Genomic DNA, 13,765 nt, shown 5'->3' with positions numbered 1-13,765 from the left:
GGAAACGTGCGGTGTTGTTCATGATGAAAATCCTTGAAGTTAAAAAGCGTCTCAAAAAAGCCGGGCCAAAAAACCATTCCTGAACCGGGTTCGGTGAGTCGCCTTGCGGGTTCGGCTCATCGATGGGTTGAACTGTACGCCGATGGTGTTCAGGGAAAAACCACCGGGTCGCGAACTAACTGTTCCAGTATTGGAAACAATATGGAGTTTGGCGCAGAGGGCCAGAGAGGATTCATTGCCCACTTAGAGGTCGCTGGCTCCGACCTAGGAAGAAACCCGGGCACATTTTCAGAACGCCGCCTGGCGCGGGGGCGGTGCGAGGCTGCGGTGTATGGGGCTTCTGCATCCCGACAATAGCCTGTGTTCGCTGCACAGCCACACTGGCCTGCTCTGAGGTACCGATGGATCGGAGCAGCCTTGGTGCGGTGCGGCCAGGCGGGACACCACAAGCCAGTCGGGGCGGAATGCTGGCTGGTGAGGCAAGAGGTTCTGGCGCCGAGGGCCGTACGAGCCCGGGCCTGGGCTCCCCGACTTTCAGCGCCGGGATGGCCCCACGGGCGCGTCCGGAAGCTCGTTGGCCTGCGGGGCGCTGCCTGTGCGCGGGAAATGCCGGGTCAAATGTAGCGAGACGGCATCAATGGCCTCGATCAGGCCTTCTTCGTAGCGCAAATCCCGGAAACGGCTGGACATCTGTTGCACCAGCGCTTGCCACTCCTGGGGCGGAACCAGCCGTGCCAAGCCCCGATCGGCCACGATCTCGATCGCATGTTCGGGCATCAGCAGGTAAATCAGCACGCCGTTGTTGTGTTCGGTGTCCCACACGCGGTACTTGCTGAAGAGCATGATGGCGCGTTCGCGGGGGCTGGCCTGGCGGCGCAGGTAGCTCCAGGGCAGGCTGGCCTCGGCCACGACACGGATCTGCCCTGTGTGGTGCTGTTCGCTGGCATGGACCCGCGCCTCCACGCGCTGCAAGACGGGGGCCGAGAGGGCGCGGCGGGAGGCGGCTTCTGTCCAGCGGTGCCGCAGCAGGCGTCGCAGGGCCTGCAGCGGGTGAAAAGTCGTTGCGCCTTTGCTGCCCATCACCAGTCTCCCGAGGCGCCACCGCCGCCAAAATCGCCGCCACCACCGGAGCTGAATCCCCCGCTGCCGCTGCCGCTGCTGCTGCTGTAGCCGCCGCTGCTGCCACTGCCCCCCGATCCCCAGCTTCCAGAATGGCTGCTGCCGGGCCCCAACGCGATGGGTGCGCTGCGGCCCCCGAAAATCCAGGTGTAGAGCAGCGCAATCACCCCCGCGCCCACGGACAGCAGCAGGCTGGCGGTGAACACAAAGGCCAGCACGCCCACCCCACCGCCCACCAGCAACCCGCCCAGCGCGCTGCCAAAGATGCTGCGGGCCAGGGGCCCGGCCACCATCACGCCGAAGAACAGGAAGATGGCGAAATCGGTCCAGTCGAACAGGCCATGGTGCTGAATGTCTTGGGTGGAAACAGGCTCTGCCTCGGGCTGTGGCAGGCCTTCGGTGGCGATGCGTGCGGCGATCTGGGTGGCTGCGGCGGCCAGGCCACCTGCATAGTCGTTCTGCTGAAAGCGGGGCTTCATCGCGCTGTCGATGATGCGGGCGGCCGCGATGTCGGGGATGGCCCCTTCCAGCGCCTTGGCCACCTCGATGCGCATCTTGCGGTCGTTTTTTGCCACCAGCACCAGCACGCCATCACCTACACCCCGGCGGCCAATTTTCCAGTGATTGCCCACGCGGTTGGCATAGGCGGCAATGTCCTCGGGCGCTGTGCTGGCCACCATCAGCACCACCACCTGTGCGCCCCGGGTCTGCTCCAGCGTGACCAGCTGTGATTCCAGCGCCTGGGTGTCGGCCGCGCTCAGGCTGCCCGTCTGGTCGATGACGTGGCCGGTGAGCGGCGGGATGGCTTGCAGCGCACCCTGGGCCCACGCGCTCAAAGGTGTGATTGCTATAAATAATATAGCTATCAACGCCCGTCCAATGCGCGCAAGAAGCATATTTTCTTCAGATTTCTGCAGAGAACAGGGGCGCGGCCGGGTGCGTCAGGGCTTGGCTTTGGAGGCGCCAAAGTCCACGGTGGGGGGCGTGCTGATCTGCGCCTCGTTGGCCACGCTGAAGCTGGGCTTGGGGGCGTAGCTGAACGCCATGGCCGTGAGGTTGGTGGGGAAGCTGCGCGCGAGCACGTTGTAGTCCTGCACGGTCTGGATGTAGCGGTTGCGGGCCACGGTGATGCGGTTTTCCGTGCCCTCCAGCGTCACGCGCAGGTCGCGAAAGCCCTGGTTGGCCTGCAGGGTGGGGTAGCGCTCGGACACCGCCATGAGGCGCGACAGCGCACCCGACAGCTCGCCCTGCGCCTGCTGGAACTTGTTGAAGGCCTCGGGGTTGTTCAGGGTCTCGGGCGTGACCTGGACCGCCGTGGCCTTGGTGCGGGCCTCGACCACGCGGGTCAGGGTCTCCTGCTCGAAATCTGCCTCGCCCTTCACGGTGGCGACGATGTTGGGCACCAGGTCGGCGCGCCGCTGGTACTGGTTGAGCACCTCGCTCCAGGCGGCCTTGGTCTGTTCGTCCAGGCGCTGGAAGTCGTTGTAGCCGCAGCCGCCCAGGGCCAATGTGGCCAGCAGCAGGGTGCCAAGGGCAAGGAAACGTCGCATCTTCATCATCATGGGTGCCTGCCAAAAAAGGAGAATGGGGCGAATGTGCCAGAAACCCGGCGGCACGGGGAGTCTGGTGCCGCAACGCAGCAGACTGCCCGGCAAGGCCACCGAGCGGCCCCGGGAGATCGTGAACCGATTCCAAGACCGAGGCCCACCAAAGCCCTCGGCCATCGCCGCATGCGCGGCCAGCCGGTGGCGGGCTGAACGCACAATAGCTGCCTTGCCAGTTGTGCCGCTGTGGCGCCGCCCGCCGATTCATCCCCACCACCACCCTGAACGACCATGCCCCGCGCCCGCTCCAAAGCTGCCACCCTCGGTGGCTCGTCGGATGAAACCGAATCAGCGTTCTACGAAGCCCTGCAGCGCGGTGACATCGACCTGCTGATGTCTTGCTGGGCAGACGAGGACGACATCGTCTGCGTGCACCCTGGCGGGCCGCGCCTGCTGGGGGCGGGGGCCATCCGTGCGGCTTTCGAGTCCATGTTTGCGAACGGCACGGTGCGCGCGCGGCCGGTGCAGGTGCACCGGGTGGTGGCGCTGTCGAGTGCGGTGCACAGCGTGGCCGAACAGGTGGAAGTGATGCTGCCCGATGGCCTGCACCAGGCCGTGGTGCTGGCCACCAATGTCTATCACAAGACCCCCGAAGGCTGGCGCATGGTGGCCCACCATGCGAGCCCGGGCACGGCGCCCGATGCGCAGGTGGTGGCGGCCCAGCGGCCGGTGCTGCACTGACACCTGCATGACCGCAAGAATATGAGCTTTTTAGCGCTTTTGCGCGCGATGGTATTGCCCTGATAGCTATGAAATATGTAGCACCTCGATGGCTGCCCGGTGGGCAGCTCCAAACGATCTGGCCCGCGTTGTATTCCCGCCGGGCGCTGGGCCCCCGCCCTGAGTACCGCCGTGAGCGCTGGGACACACCGGACGGCGATTTTGTGGACGTGGATTTTCTGCACGACGGCATCGCCACCACCGTGCAGCGGCCCCTGCTGGTGGTGTTTCACGGCCTGGAGGGCTCCTCGCGCAGCCATTACAGCGAGGCCTTTGCCGACCTGGCGCGCCAGCGCGGCTGGGCCTGCGCGCTGCCCCACTTCCGAGGCTGCAGCGGCGAGATCAACCGTGCGCCCCGTGCCTACCACTCGGGCGACCATGCCGAGATCGGCTGGATGCTGCAGCGGCTGCGCGCCGCCCACACCGGGCCGCTGATGGCGGCCGGGGTGTCGCTGGGCGGCAATGCGCTGCTGCGCTGGGCTGCCGAAGTGGGCACTGACGCCGCGCGCAGCGCCGACGCCGTGGCCGCCGTGTGCTCGCCCATCGACCTGGCAGCGGGTGGGCACGCGATTGGGCGCGGCTTCAACCGGCAGGTCTACACCCGCATGTTCATGCGCACCCTGGTGCCCAAGGCGCTGCAGAAGCTGGCGCAGCACCCGGGGCTGTTCGACCGCCAGGCGCTGCTGGCCGCGCGGGACCTGTACGCCTTCGACAACGTGTTCACCGCCCCGGTGCACGGCTACCGCAACACCGAGGACTACTGGCTGCGCGCCTCGGCCAAGCCCTTGCTGCACCAGATCCGCATTCCCGCGCTGGTGGTCAACGCCCGCAACGACCCGTTTGTGCCTGCGGCGAGCCTGCCCGGGGTGCACGAGGTGGGCCGGTGCGTCACGCTCTGGCAACCGGCGCACGGCGGGCATGTCGGCTTCCCGCGCGGGCGCCCACCCGGCCATGTGCGCGCCATGCCCGAGGCCGTGGGCGGCTGGCTGGCGGAGCAGGCCGGGGCAGGGGGCACCCAGGGAGGACAATCGGCCCATGGATGACATCGTCAAACAGGCCCTGGCCAAATGGCCCAACGTGCCGGACTGCTATGGCTGGCTGGGGCTGGACGCGCGGGGCCGCTGGTACTTGCGCGACGATGCCACGCAGGCGGCGGGGCCCTTTGCGCAGAGCAAGGGGCAGTTGCTGGAGCACGACAAGCTCATTGCTTTCATCGCCCGCAACTACGAGGCCGATGCCCAGGGGCAATGGTTCTTTCAGAACGGCCCCCAGCGGGTGTATGTAGAGCTGGAGGCCACGCCCTGGATCTGGCGCATCCAGCCCGACCTGTCGCTGCAGGCCCACACATGCCAGGCGGCGGAAGTGCGGGAAGCGCTGGTAGACGAGCAGGGGCGGCTGTACCTGGCCACCGACATCGGCGTCGGCCTGGTGCACACCATGGATGTGCCCCTGGCGGCCGAGGCCGTGGAGTCTGGCCGCTGGCCGCTGCAGGAGGTGCTGGCCAGCGACCTGCCGACCCGGTTTGGCTACATGGCCAGCCCGCAGGCTGGGTGGGTTGCGCGGTCGTGCGAGGGCGGGGCCCGGTAGGAGCGTAGTTGAGCAGGGCCGTGTATTGCGGCCATAAAAAAACCGACGCATGCGTCGGTTTTTTTATGGGGGTGGGGGCCAGCCCCGGCACGGTTAGTTTTCCTGCCAATGGCTTGGCCACCCCATGGGCTGCAGGTGGCTGGGTGGACACAGAAGCGCCACCCAGCGCCGGGACCCGCGCCGCCAGATGGCGGGGCAGGGTCAGGACTGCTGCTTAGCGCGAAGCGGCGGGGGCTGCTGCCGCAGCGGCGGCTTCGCCACCTGCCGCTGCAGCGGGGGCTGCGGGCTCGTCGAACTTGCCGCCGCTGGCGTTGGCCATGTAGGCCACAGCGCGGGCGATTTCGGTATCGTTGAAGTCGCCACCGCCTTGGGGAGCCATCGCGCCCTTGCCCTTCAGAGCGGACTGCACCAGGGCTTCGAAGCCGGTCTTGATGCGTGCCGACCAGGCTGCGGCATCACCCATCTTGGGGGCACCTGCGGCACCCGAGGTGTGGCAGGCCGTGCATTGCGCCTTGAACACGTCTTCACCGCTCTTGAGGGGGCGGTTGGCGTCACGCACTTCGACCATGCCCACCTTCTGGATGCGCTCGGCGATGGCCTTCTCGGGGTTGACGGCGCCAGCGGCAGGCTTGTCGGCGGACGTCACGTAAATGACCAAGCCGATGATGGCAAAGATCGGGATCACGAACGAGAAAAAACTCGCCAGCAGCAACTGCTTGGGAGTCTTGATGGGGCCGGTGTGCGCTTCTTCGTGGTGGTTGTCGCTCATGACGTCCTCTGGTTATCGGGGGGCTTTGATGAAATCAACCTTAAATTATATCTACGCCCCCGGGGAACTTCGGCTCCCGCCCCGGCCCGGGTGGGCCGGTGTCGTCCGCACACAACCCGTAACACACGGCACGGGCAGTCTGCGGGCGTGGGGTTGCGCATCAGGAGCTGCTGACCTGCGCGGGTGCCGGGGCGCCGCCGCCCAGGGCCTTGTAGAGCGCCACTTGGTTCTGCAGCTGCGCCAGCCGCACCTGCACCACGGCCTGCTGGGCCGTGAACAGGGAGCGCTGGGCGTCCAGCAGGTCCAGGTAGCTGGCCACGCCGTTGCGATAGCGCAGGTCGGCCAGTTGCAGGCGCGCACTCTCGGCTTCGGCCTGCCGCTGCTGGGCCAGTGACTGTTCGCCCAGCGTCGCCTGCCCCGCGAGGGCGTCCGAGACCTCTCGGAATGCGGTCTGGATGGCTTTTTCATACTGCGCGACAGCAATGCTGCGGCTGGCCTGTGCGCTCTCCAGGTTGGCCTGGTTGCGGCCCGCATCAAAGATGGGCAACAGCAGCGACGGCGCAATGGTGAAGCCCCAGGAGCCGTTCTTGAACAGCCCCGACAGCTCGCCGCTGGCCGTGCCCGCCTGCGCTGTCAGCGAGATGCGCGGGAAAAACGCGGCGCGCGCGGCACCAATGTTGGCGTTGGCGCCGATCAGCTGCTGTTCGGCCTGGCGGATGTCGGGCCTGCGGATGAGCAGCTCCGATGGCAAGCCTGCGGGCAGCGGGGCCATGGCGGGTGCATTGACCAGCCGGCTGCCGGCCAGGCTGGCGCTGACCTCGCCGGGCAGGGCCTGGCCCAGCAGCAAGGCCAGGGCGTTTTCGTCGAGTGCGCGTTGGCGCTGCTGCTGCGCCAGCGTGGCGCGGGCTGCCTGAGTGAGGGACTCGGCCTGGCGGAAGTCCAATTCCGAGGCCACACCGGCATCCAGCCGCATCTTGGTCAGCCGCACCGATTCCTCGCGCGAGGCGAGTGTCTGGCGGGACAGGTCCAGCAGTTCTTCGTCGGCCAGCAGCGCCAGCCAGCCGTTGGCCACCGCCGCCACCAGGCTCACCTGGGCGGCGTTGCGGCCTTCCTCGGTGGCAAGGTACTGGGCCAGGGCCTGTTCCTTGAGGCTTGCGAGGCGGCCGAAGAAGTCGATCTCCCAGGCCGACACTGCCAGCCCGACGCTGAACGAGTTTGTGAGGTTGCCACTGCCCGAGGCGGGCGCGCGGCTGGCGTTGGCGGCCAGGCCCACACCCGGGTACTGGTCGGCGCGGCGCACCTGGTAGGTGGCACGCGCCTGTTCGACGTTGAGCATGGCCACGCGCAGGTCGCGGTTGTTGGCGAGCGCGGTCTCGATCAATTGCCGCAGTCGGGGATCGGCAAAGTAGTCTTGCCAGGGGGCTGTGTCGGCCGTGGCCTGGGTCGCGCCCGTCGCAGAGGATGCGGCTGCATAGGTCGCTGGCACGGGGGCTGCGGGGCGTTCATAGGTGGGGATGAACGAGCAGCCCGCGAGCAGCAGCGCAGCCGCTGCCGCCGTCAGTGCGAGGGGGGTGCTGCGGGGATCAATCATGGGTTCCAACTCCTGCTTCTTCTGCATGGCGGCGATTCATCTCTGCTTGGCGTGCGCTGCCCTTGAACAGGCCGCGCACCACCACAAAGAACACGGGCACAAAAAACACAGCCAACGCGGTGCCAGTGACCATGCCGCCCAGCACGCCGGTGCCGATGGCGCGCTGGCTGGCTGAGCCAGCGCCCGAGGCGATGGCCAGCGGCAGCACGCCCAGCCCGAAGGCCATGGACGTCATGACGATGGGGCGGAACCGCAGGTGGGCGGCCGCCAGCGCCGACTCGATCACGCCCTTGCCCTGGGCTTGCAGGTCCTTGGCAAATTCGATGATCAGGATGGCGTTCTTCGCTGACAGGCCAATGATGGTGATCAGGCCCACCTGGAAGTACACGTCGTTGGCATAGCCCCGCATCAGCGTGGCCAGCAGCACACCCAGCACACCGAGGGGCACGACCAGGATCACCGCCAGCGGGATGGACCAGCTCTCGTACAGCGCTGCCAGGCACAGGAACACGGCCAGGATGGCGAAGCTGTAGAGGATCAGAGACTGGGCGCCAGCGAGCTTTTCTTCGCGCGACTGGCCGGTCCACTCAAAGCCGAAGCCTGCGGGCAGCTGCTTGGCGAGTTTTTCCATCTCGGCCATGGCGGCACCGGTGCTGAAGCCGGGGGCGGGTGCGCCCGAGATGCGCATGGCCGGATAGCCGTTGTAGCGCACCGTCTGCTGCGCGCCGTTCACCCAGCGGGTGGTGGCAAATGCCGACAGTGGTACGGGCTTGCCCTGGCTGTTGGCGGCATTGATCTTGAGCAGATCGTCCGGCTGCATGCGTGCCGGCGCATCGGCCTGCACCACCACGCGCTGCAGGCGGCCCTGGTTGGGGAAGTCGTTCACGTAGCTGGAGCCCAGCGCAGTGGACAGCGCCGAGTTGATCGCATCAAACGGCACGCCCAGGGCGTTGGCCTTGTCGCGGTCGATGTCGATCTGCAGCTGCGGCGCGTCTTCCAGGCCGTCCGGGCGTACCTGCGTGAGCACCTTACTTTGCGAGGCCATGCCCAGCAACTGATTGCGGGCCTGCACCAGGGCCTCGTGGCCTGCGCCGCCCCGGTCCTGCAGGCGGAAGGTGAATCCGCTGGCATTGCCCAGTTCGGGGATGGGTGGCGGGCTCAATGGGAAGATGAACGCATCGCGGATGCCCATCAGCCCACCAAAGGCGCGGTTGGCCACGTCTTGCGCCGATTGGCCGGGGCCGTGGCGCTCGCTCCAGTCCTTGAGGGTCACGAACGCCAGCGCGGCATTCTGGCCCTGGCCCGAGAAGCTGAAGCCCAGCACGCCGACCATGCTTTGCACTTCGGGTTGCTTGAGGATGAAGCCTTCGACCTGCTCCATCACGGCCAGCGTGCGCTCTTGCGTGGCACCGGGAGGCAGCTGCACGTTGACGATGATGTTGCCCTGGTCTTCGCTCGGTAGGAACGACGTGGGCAGGCGCATGTAGACCACGGCCACGGCGCCCACGATAGCGGCGTAGATGACCAGGTAGCGCGCGGCACGCTTGAGCATGCGGGCCACGAACCCTTCATAGCCCTTGGCGGTGCGCGAAAAGCCCCGGTTGAACCAGCCGAAGAAGCCTGTTTTTTCGTGGTGGTGACCCGCCTCTACCGGCTTGAGCAGCGTGGCACACAGCGCGGGTGTGAGCGACAGCGCCATGAAGGCCGAGAAGCCGATCGAGGCGACCATCACTGCCGAGAACTGGCGGTAGATGTTGCCGGTGGAGCCCGCAAAAAACGCCAGGGGCACAAACACCGAGATCAGCACCACGGTCACGCCAATGATGGCGCCCGAGATCTGGCGCATGGCCTTGCGCGTAGCCTCCAGCGGAGACAGGCCTTCCTCGCTCATGATGCGCTCGACGTTTTCCACCACCACGATGGCGTCGTCCACCACGATGCCGATCACCAGCACCATGCCGAACATGGTCAGCACGTTGATCGAGAACCCCAGCGCCAGCAGCGTGGCGAACGTGCCCAGCAGGGCAATGGGCACCACGATGGTGGGGATGATGGTGTAGCGCCAGTTCTGCAGGAACAGGAACATCACCAGAAACACCAGGGCCACAGCCTCGAACAGGGTCTGGGCGACCTGCTTGATGGAGATGTCCACAAAGCGCGAGCTGTCGTAGGGAATGCTCCAGCCCATGCCTTCGGGGAAGTAGCGCGAGAGTTCATCCATCTTGGCGCGCACGGCCTTGGCGGCTTCCAGGGCATTGCCGCTGGGCGACAGCTGGACACCAATGCCCACGGCGGGCTTGCCGTTCAGGCGTGCGGCGGTGGCATAGGCCTGGCCGCCCAGTTCGACGCGTGCCACATCCTTGATGCGCACGGTGGAGCCATCGGTATTGGCGCGCAGCACGATGTTGCCGAACTGCTCCACGCTGCTGAGCTGGCCGTTGACCACCACGGTGGCGGCAATCCCCTGGCCCGCGACGTTGGGCAGGTCGCCAATCGTGCCGCTGGCCACCTGTGCGTTCTGGGCGCGGATGGCGGCGGTGATCTCGGCGGCCGAGAGGTTGAAGCTCATCATCTTGGCCGGGTCGATCCAGATGCGCATGGCGCGTTCGGTACCAAACAGCTGTGCCTGGCCAATGCCCTGCAGCCGCTGCAGCTCGGGCACGATGTTGCGCGATGCGTAGTCGCCCAGGGCCACCGTGTCAGTCGCCGGGTTGGACGACGACAGCATGGTGAACAGCAGGAAGTTGGAGCGCGACTTGTCCACGCGCACGCCTTGCTGGGTCACCGCCGAAGGCAGGCGAGGGCTGGCACGCGACAGGCGGTTTTGCACATCCACCTGCGCCAGGTCGGCGTTGGTGCCGGGCTGGAAGCTCAGGGTGATGCTGCCCGACCCATCGGCTTGCGCGACCGACTCCATGTAGATCAGGCCGGGCGAGCCGTTCATTTCGCGCTCGATGACGGACAGCACGCTGTCCTCCAGCGTCTGCGCCGAGGCACCGGGGTAGGCGGCGTTGATGACGATGGCGGGTGGGGCCACCGGGGGGTACTGGGCGATGGGCAGCTGCGTGATCGCCACACCGCCCATCACCATGATGAACAGTGCGATCACCCATGCAAAGATGGGGCGGTCGATAAAAAACTTGGCCATGCTGGGGTGCCCCTTATGGCTTGGCGGCGGAGGCCGGCGCAGAGGTGGGGGCTGGTGCGGGAGCTGCACCAGGCGCCTGCCATGGTACGGGCTTGACGGGGGTGCCCGGCGGCAGCATCTGCAGCTTCTGGAACCCGTCAACCATCACTTTTTCCCCGGCCTTGAGTCCGTCGAGCACAACCCAGCGGTTGTTTTGCGCGGCGCTGATCTTGACCGTGCGCGGCGACACCTTGCCGTCTTCACCCACCACACTGACCGTGTCGCCTTGCTGGGTGCGGGTGACTGCTTGCTGGGGCAGGGTGATAGCGTTGCTGGCCTGGGCTTGCTCGATGCGTACGCGCAGGTACAGGCCGGGCAGCAGTTCGCCCTTGGGGTTGGGCACCTCGGCGCGCAGCGTGACCTGGCCGGTGGTGGAGTCCACCGAAAGGTCGGTGAACAGCAGCTTGCCAGCCTGGGGGTACTCCGATCCATCTCCCAGGACCAGCTTGACGCTGGCGGTTTCCGCACTGCCTGCGCGTTTGAACTGACCGCTTTCCATGGCGCGGCGCAGCTGGAAGACGTCGCTGGCTGATTGGGTGAAGTTCACGTAGACCGGGTCGATCTGCTGCACCACAGCCAGCGCGGTGGCTTCGCCTTGCCCGACCAGGGCACCCTCTGTCACCAGGGCCCGCCCGATGCGGCCCGCAATGGGCGAGGTCACGCTGGCATAGCCCAGGTTGATGTCGGCCGTGCGCACCACGGCTTTGGCAGCCGCCACATCGGCCTGCGCCTGCTTTTCTGCAGCCTCGGCATTCACAAAATCCTGTTTGCTGATCGCGTTAGCCGTGACCAGTGGGCGATAGCGTTCAACCAGGGCGCTGGCCTGGGCGAGGTTGGCCTGGGTCTTGGCGAGGCTGGCGCGGGCGCTCTCTGCCGCAGCCGCATAAGGGGCAGGGTCAATGCGGAACAAAGGCTGGCCGACCTTCACGTCGCTGCCTTCCTTGAACAGGCGCTGTTGCAGGATGCCTGCAGCACGCGCACGGACCTGTGCCACACGCGAGGCCTCGACGCGGCCGGGCAGCTCGGTCAAAAGCCCGATGTCTCCGGGGGTTGCCGTGACCACGCCTACTTCGACGGGAGGCATCTGGGGCCCGCCTGCGGCGGCCTTGCCATCGGTTTTGCCACATGCGACCAACAGTGCGGCAGCGGCAACGGCCGCCACGAGAGTGAGCGTTTTGCGGCTGGATGCATTGCGAAAGAGGGGGATGACGGATGGGTCACGCAGTTTGGGCATGAGAGTCCTTCTGATTGGCGTCAAGAAATGGGGTTGTCGGGGATGGGGTGCCCGCCAAAGGCGACCCAAAGCAAGAGTCCGACAAAACAAGTGCGCAATTATACATACAAACATGAATGTATAATTGTGATGAGCGGATGTCGAGGTGGTGCCGCTGGTGGGTGGGAGCCCGAACGAGGAGGCATACAAATATGGCGCGTCGGACCAAGGAAGATGCGATTGCTACGCGCAGCAGCCTGATTGATGCGGCCGAGCAGGTTTTTTTCGACAAGGGGGTGGCCCGGGCGTCGTTGAGTGACATAGCTCAGGCGGCGGGTGCCACCAGGGGGGCGATCTATTGGCACTTCAAAGACAAACTGGATCTCTTCAGTGCCATGATGGACCGGGTGACGCTGCCGCTCGAGCAGGGTTTCGGTGCGTTGGAGGGGAGCACTTGTCCTGATCCGGTGGAGCGGTTGCGCGCGGTGTTGGCGCTGGTGCTACATGGCGTGGCCTCGGATGCGCGGACCCGTCGGGTGTTCGAGATTGCGCTCTACAAAGTGGAATATGTGGGAGAGCTTGTCGGTGTCCGTGACCGGCACATTGCGGCCTCGGAGGGCTTTACCAGCCAATTGGCGAGTGACTTTGAGCTGGCCGCCCAGGCGCAGGGAATTGCCTTGCCCATGACCTCTGTGGAGGCTGCGGTGGGTTTGCATGCCTTGTTTGACGGATTGATTCGCAACTGGATCCTTGGTGGGGGTGCGTTTGACCTTGAGAAGGTCGGGCGGGTAGGGACCGATGCATTCTTGTTGGGTTTGGGGCTGGCTTTGCCGCGGGCTGCAGGGGGTGCTGCGTGAGGTTGGCGCGCGAGTAGGGTTGAAGGTGGTGGTGGCTTCTGTGGTGTTGCATCTCTGGGGATTGCTTTCGCGAGGTGCGGTCGCGTGCGATAATCCAGGGCTGTACCAGTTCAGTTCAGCGGCTGTAGCTCAGTGGATAGAGTATTGGCCTCCGAAGCCAAGGGTCGTGGGTTCGATCCCCGCCAGCCGCACCAGTGACGTTTGCAGTCCTGCCTCCTGTTGTTTGTGGGGTTGATCTGCAAATTGATGGAATTTGCCCGGACTGCAAAAAATTGGTGCTATAATTCGAAATTCTCCGGAGGGGTGCCCGAGTGGCTAAAGGGGGCAGACTGTAAATCTGTTGGCTTACGCCTACACTGGTTCGAATCCAGTCCCCTCCACCAGTGAGTGAGTAGTGTTGAGAGTAATGCTTGGTTCTGCTGCAAAGTGGGGTTGGGCGCGCAAAGGTTGATGCCGATGCGGGAGTAGTTCAATGGTAGAACCCTAGCCTTCCAAGCTAATGACGCGGGTTCGATTCCCGTCTCCCGCTCCACTGCTTGTTTGTTCTGGTTTGTCGAGATGAAAATTTTGAGGTCGCGCAAGCGGCATCAAGTTGCCCATGTGGCTCAGTGGTAGAGCACTCCCTTGGTAAGGGAGAGGTCGCGGGTCCGATTCCCGCCATGGGCACCACTTTCAGGTGCGTCCGGATCTGGTTGCGCCGAGATCCTGTTGTGTTGATATAGATTTTTTTCGGAGTCGGAAAAATGGCAAAAGGAAAATTCGAGCGTACCAAGCCCCACGTCAACGTGGGCACGATCGGCCACGTGGACCACGGCAAGACGACCCTGACGGCAGCCATCGCTACCGTGCTGTCTGCCAAGTTCGGCGGTGAAGCCAAGGCTTACGACCAGATCGACGCAGCGCCCGAAGAAAAGGCCCGCGGTATCACCATCAACACCGCTCACGTGGAATACGAAACGGCCAACCGCCACTACGCCCACGTGGACTGCCCCGGTCACGCCGACTATGTGAAGAACATGATCACCGGCGCTGCCCAGATGGACGGCGCTATCCTGGTGTGCTCGGCCGCTGACGGCCCCATGCCCCAGACCCGTGAGCACATCCTGTTGGCCCGCCAA

The 13,765-nt window shown here is 65.5% G+C and carries 12 protein-coding genes and 4 tRNA genes; 9 read left to right on the top strand and 7 right to left on the bottom strand.

Going from position 1 to position 13,765, the window contains the following annotated elements; translation table 11 throughout:
* Nucleotides 1-534 precede the first annotated feature (534 nt).
* The 3 genes from AvAM_RS11005 to AvAM_RS10995 are packed head-to-tail and all read right to left on the bottom strand — an operon-like array spanning nt 535 to nt 2,675.
* Nucleotides 535-1,080, bottom strand: coding sequence for a TPM domain-containing protein (locus AvAM_RS11005; protein WP_137747114.1), 546 nt, complete (start codon nt 1,078-1,080; stop codon nt 535-537).
* The gene (locus AvAM_RS11000; RefSeq protein ID WP_137747113.1) at nt 1,080-2,015 is read right to left on the bottom strand and encodes a YgcG family protein; all 936 of its coding nucleotides are present in this window, start codon (nt 2,013-2,015) and stop codon (nt 1,080-1,082) included. The genes AvAM_RS11005 and AvAM_RS11000 overlap by 1 nt, the downstream gene beginning before the upstream one ends.
* A gap of 45 nt (nt 2,016-2,060) precedes the next feature.
* Nucleotides 2,061-2,675, bottom strand: coding sequence for a LemA family protein (locus AvAM_RS10995; RefSeq protein WP_375708152.1), 615 nt, complete (start codon nt 2,673-2,675; stop codon nt 2,061-2,063).
* A 279-nt stretch (nt 2,676-2,954) separates the two neighbouring features.
* Here AvAM_RS10995 and AvAM_RS10990 point away from each other — a divergent pair, with 279 nt between their 5' ends.
* The 3 genes from AvAM_RS10990 to AvAM_RS10980 all read left to right on the top strand — a co-directional run bounded on the left by AvAM_RS10990 (nt 2,955) and on the right by AvAM_RS10980 (nt 5,030).
* On the top strand, nt 2,955-3,404 hold the full coding sequence (locus AvAM_RS10990; protein ID WP_137747111.1) for a nuclear transport factor 2 family protein: 450 nt from the start codon (nt 2,955-2,957) through the stop codon (nt 3,402-3,404).
* Between the two features lie 68 nt (nt 3,405-3,472).
* Entirely contained in the window at nt 3,473-4,486 is a 1,014-nt protein-coding gene (locus tag AvAM_RS10985) for a YheT family hydrolase (RefSeq protein ID WP_137747110.1), read from the top strand.
* Entirely contained in the window at nt 4,479-5,030 is a 552-nt protein-coding gene (locus AvAM_RS10980) for a DUF2946 family protein (RefSeq protein WP_137747109.1), read from the top strand. The genes AvAM_RS10985 and AvAM_RS10980 overlap by 8 nt, the downstream gene beginning before the upstream one ends.
* Nucleotides 5,031-5,244: 214 nt before the next feature.
* Here the strand turns inward: AvAM_RS10980 and AvAM_RS10975 are convergent, their stop codons facing one another.
* The 4 genes from AvAM_RS10975 to AvAM_RS10960 all read right to left on the bottom strand — a co-directional run bounded on the left by AvAM_RS10975 (nt 5,245) and on the right by AvAM_RS10960 (nt 11,811).
* Nucleotides 5,245-5,799 carry a cytochrome c5 family protein gene (locus AvAM_RS10975; protein ID WP_137747108.1) on the bottom strand — a complete coding sequence of 185 codons (555 nt, stop codon included), beginning with the start codon at nt 5,797-5,799 and terminating at the stop codon, nt 5,245-5,247.
* 160 nt (nt 5,800-5,959) lie between these two features.
* The gene (locus AvAM_RS10970) at nt 5,960-7,390 is read right to left on the bottom strand and encodes an efflux transporter outer membrane subunit (protein WP_137747107.1); all 1,431 of its coding nucleotides are present in this window, start codon (nt 7,388-7,390) and stop codon (nt 5,960-5,962) included.
* Entirely contained in the window at nt 7,383-10,538 is a 3,156-nt protein-coding gene (locus AvAM_RS10965) for an efflux RND transporter permease subunit (RefSeq protein WP_137747106.1), read from the bottom strand. Before AvAM_RS10965 ends, AvAM_RS10970 begins: the two co-directional genes overlap by 8 nt.
* Before the next feature lie 13 nt (nt 10,539-10,551).
* A complete protein-coding gene (locus AvAM_RS10960; protein ID WP_137747105.1) occupies nt 10,552-11,811 on the bottom strand; it encodes an efflux RND transporter periplasmic adaptor subunit in 1,260 nt (419 codons plus the stop codon).
* Nucleotides 11,812-12,002: 191 nt separating this feature from the next.
* Here AvAM_RS10960 and AvAM_RS10955 point away from each other — a divergent pair, with 191 nt between their 5' ends.
* The 6 genes from AvAM_RS10955 to AvAM_RS10930 form a co-directional block, all read left to right on the top strand.
* Nucleotides 12,003-12,647, top strand: coding sequence for a TetR family transcriptional regulator (locus AvAM_RS10955; protein WP_137747104.1), 645 nt, complete (start codon nt 12,003-12,005; stop codon nt 12,645-12,647).
* 118 nt (nt 12,648-12,765) lie between these two features.
* A tRNA-Arg gene (locus AvAM_RS10950) sits at nt 12,766-12,841 on the top strand.
* Nucleotides 12,842-12,944: 103 nt separating this feature from the next.
* A tRNA-Tyr gene (locus AvAM_RS10945) sits at nt 12,945-13,030 on the top strand.
* Between the two features lie 75 nt (nt 13,031-13,105).
* Nucleotides 13,106-13,179 (top strand) — tRNA-Gly (locus AvAM_RS10940).
* 62 nt (nt 13,180-13,241) lie between these two features.
* Nucleotides 13,242-13,316, top strand: a tRNA-Thr gene (locus AvAM_RS10935).
* Nucleotides 13,317-13,390: 74 nt separating this feature from the next.
* A partial coding sequence (locus AvAM_RS10930) for a GTP-binding protein (protein ID WP_171012197.1) occupies nt 13,391-13,765 on the top strand: 375 nt, incomplete at its 3' end.

Source organism: Acidovorax sp. NB1 (genome assembly GCF_005405905.1).
In the GTDB taxonomy this organism is placed as follows: domain Bacteria; phylum Pseudomonadota; class Gammaproteobacteria; order Burkholderiales; family Burkholderiaceae_C; genus Acidovorax.
The sequence above is the reverse complement of the archived record's forward strand: the minus strand, read 5'-3'. Positions and strand labels throughout refer to the sequence as shown.

What these genes read in the sequence shown, in the direction of transcription:
- AvAM_RS11005 (WP_137747114.1), bottom strand. Translation starts at nt 1,080, where the DNA reads ATGGGCAGCAAAGGCGCAACGACTTTTCACCCGCTGCAGGCCCTGCGA.
- AvAM_RS11000 (WP_137747113.1), bottom strand. Translation starts at nt 2,015, where the DNA reads ATGCTTCTTGCGCGCATTGGACGGGCGTTGATAGCTATATTATTTATA.
- AvAM_RS10995 (WP_375708152.1), bottom strand. Translation starts at nt 2,675, where the DNA reads ATGAAGATGCGACGTTTCCTTGCCCTTGGCACCCTGCTGCTGGCCACA.
- AvAM_RS10990 (WP_137747111.1), top strand. Translation starts at nt 2,955, where the DNA reads ATGCCCCGCGCCCGCTCCAAAGCTGCCACCCTCGGTGGCTCGTCGGAT.
- AvAM_RS10985 (WP_137747110.1), top strand. Translation starts at nt 3,473, where the DNA reads ATGAAATATGTAGCACCTCGATGGCTGCCCGGTGGGCAGCTCCAAACG.
- AvAM_RS10980 (WP_137747109.1), top strand. Translation starts at nt 4,479, where the DNA reads ATGGATGACATCGTCAAACAGGCCCTGGCCAAATGGCCCAACGTGCCG.
- AvAM_RS10975 (WP_137747108.1), bottom strand. Translation starts at nt 5,799, where the DNA reads ATGAGCGACAACCACCACGAAGAAGCGCACACCGGCCCCATCAAGACT.
- AvAM_RS10970 (WP_137747107.1), bottom strand. Translation starts at nt 7,390, where the DNA reads ATGATTGATCCCCGCAGCACCCCCCTCGCACTGACGGCGGCAGCGGCT.
- AvAM_RS10965 (WP_137747106.1), bottom strand. Translation starts at nt 10,538, where the DNA reads ATGGCCAAGTTTTTTATCGACCGCCCCATCTTTGCATGGGTGATCGCA.
- AvAM_RS10960 (WP_137747105.1), bottom strand. Translation starts at nt 11,811, where the DNA reads ATGCCCAAACTGCGTGACCCATCCGTCATCCCCCTCTTTCGCAATGCA.
- AvAM_RS10955 (WP_137747104.1), top strand. Translation starts at nt 12,003, where the DNA reads ATGGCGCGTCGGACCAAGGAAGATGCGATTGCTACGCGCAGCAGCCTG.